Raw genomic sequence first — 2,112 nt, 5'->3', positions numbered from 1 at the left:
GCCATACCCCTTCGCCTATCAGGGCCGGATGGCACCGCGCAGCACAACCTCATGATCTGAACCCAGAACAGGCCCTAATCCCGGTGCCGGTGGCCCCTGTGGCTGCACGCGATCGGACCGGACCGGCGTTGACCGCAGTCGAGAGGTCGAGCACGGCGTGCTGACCGTGGTGACCGAGCTGCGCGAGCACGGCGTCAAGGTCCTCTCGCTGACCGAGAACTTCGACCTGGACACCAAGGAAGACATCCCATGTGCTGAGGTGTCCGTACGCTGGCATGCGCGTCGCCTTCGACAGGTGTCGCATGCTGAGTCGGCCGGGACACCCCGAGGTGTCATCAGCGGCGGTGTCCTTGTGGACACCGCCGTTTTCGCGTTGGACGTGCATGACGGGGGCGATGGGTGCGGTGGGGTCGTTTGCGGCGACTCGGCCTTGTCGGTGTCCGGTCGTCCGCTACCCTCACCGGCATGCCCCTTGCCTCGATTCCCAGCCCTTCCGAGGGGGTCTGGTATCTCGGATTCATCCCGATCCGGGCATATGCCTTGTGCATGGTCCTCGGAGTGGTCGTCGGCGTATGGCTGAGCGAGCGCCGCTGGCGCGCCCGTGGCGGCGTGAAAGGCACGATGATCGACATCGCGGTCCCCGGGGTGATCTTCGGCCTGATCGGCATCGACATCGCGGTCCCCGGGGTGATCTTCGGCCTGATCGGCAGCCGCCTCTACCACGTCATCACCGACTGGCAGACCTACTTCGGCCCGCGCGCGATCAAGGAGCCCTACCGGGCGCTGTTCATCTGGGAGGGCGGGCTCAGCATCTGGGGCTCGGTCGCCCTGGGAGGCGTGGGCGTGTGGCTGGCCTGCCGCCGCCGGGGCCTGTCCCTGAGCGCCGTGGCCGACACGGTCGCGCCCGGCATCGCGTTCGGACAGGTGATCGCCCGCTGGGGCAACTGGTTCAACCAGGAGCTGTACGGCGGGCCGACCACGTTGCCGTGGGGCCTGGAGATCGACCAGGCGCACGGTGGCGAGCCGGGCGTGCTCTACCACCCGGCCTTCCTGTACGAGTCGCTGTGGGACCTGGCGCTCGGCTTCGGGCTGATCCTGGCCGGCAGGCGGTTCACGCTGCGCCACGGCCGGCTGTTCGCCCTCTACGTCGCCGGCTACACGCTGGGGCGGTTCTGGATCGAGGGGCTGCGGATCGACCCGGTGGGCGGGGTGGACCACGCGGTGACCTTCCTGGGGCTGCGGATCAACCAGTGGACCTCGATCGTGCTGTTCGTCGGCGCGCTGGTCTACCTCTGGGTGACCCGTGGCAAGGACGGCGAGGAGATCGTGGTGCCCGCCTCGCGCCCGGATGACGGCGGGGAGGCCGCTGATCCGGCGCACCCGGCCGACCAGGCCGACGAGGAGGACAGCGGCACGCCGGGCTTGGTCACGCAAGTGGCGCGGCGGGCGGCCAGGTCATTGGAGCGGACAGAGCGGTCAGGAGGAGAGGTACAAGTCCTGCCTGCCGACAGCACGGAGAAACGTGGCCCTGAGTCCTGACCTCTCTGCCGTTCGGCATGGCGTCTCTCGCGGGCGGCTCGAGTGGGGGCTTCAGATCAGGACATCGTCCACTTCCGGTCTCTGGTCGTCCCGTTGTATGCCCATTGCAGGTGTGGAGCTGGACGGTGGTGCCGTCGGCCGTCCATGCACTTGCCCGCCAGACCGGTGACCACGGGCCGATCTGGACATGATGATCGATGACGAGCTACGCGATCCGTTCGACGGGACCGGCGCGAACCCCAAGGACTTCGACGCCTGGAACGGCTCGTGAACGTGGTCGCCCTGACGCGACCCAGGGCGCGACGAGCTGACCTCGGGAAGGCTCGGCGTCCAACTCGAAAACGGCGGTGTCCTCAAGGACACCGCCGTTGACGTTGATGGATCTTCGCCGCGCCCCGAGTTGGCGCCTTGGTGGGTGCGGTCGGTGAGAGCGCGGCCTGGGCGGGAACGCGAAGCGCGCCCTACCGGGTTGGGTGCTTCAGCTCATGGTTCAGCCAGTGGGGACGGTGTCACGGAAGGACGTGCCGCCGGAGCGCAGGGCGGCGACCCTGCTCACCACGTCGGCGGGCGCGA

General features: G+C 68.5%; 1 protein-coding gene. It reads left to right on the top strand.

Annotated elements, in window-relative coordinates:
- The first annotated feature begins 465 nt into the window (after positions 1-465).
- Entirely contained in the window at positions 466-1,539 is a 1,074-nt protein-coding gene (lgt, locus tag DQW85_RS01130; RefSeq protein WP_113698621.1) for a prolipoprotein diacylglyceryl transferase, read from the top strand.
- The last annotated feature ends 573 nt before the right edge of the window (positions 1,540-2,112 follow it).

Source organism: Nonomuraea lactucae (genome assembly GCF_003313395.1).
GTDB lineage: Bacteria > Actinomycetota > Actinomycetes > Streptosporangiales > Streptosporangiaceae > Nonomuraea > Nonomuraea lactucae.
This window is presented reverse-complemented; position numbering and strand designations above follow the sequence as displayed.

Excerpts from the sequence above, each read along its gene's own strand:
- lgt (WP_113698621.1), top strand. The coding sequence starts at position 466 with ATGCCCCTTGCCTCGATTCCCAGCCCTTCCGAGGGGGTCTGGTATCTC.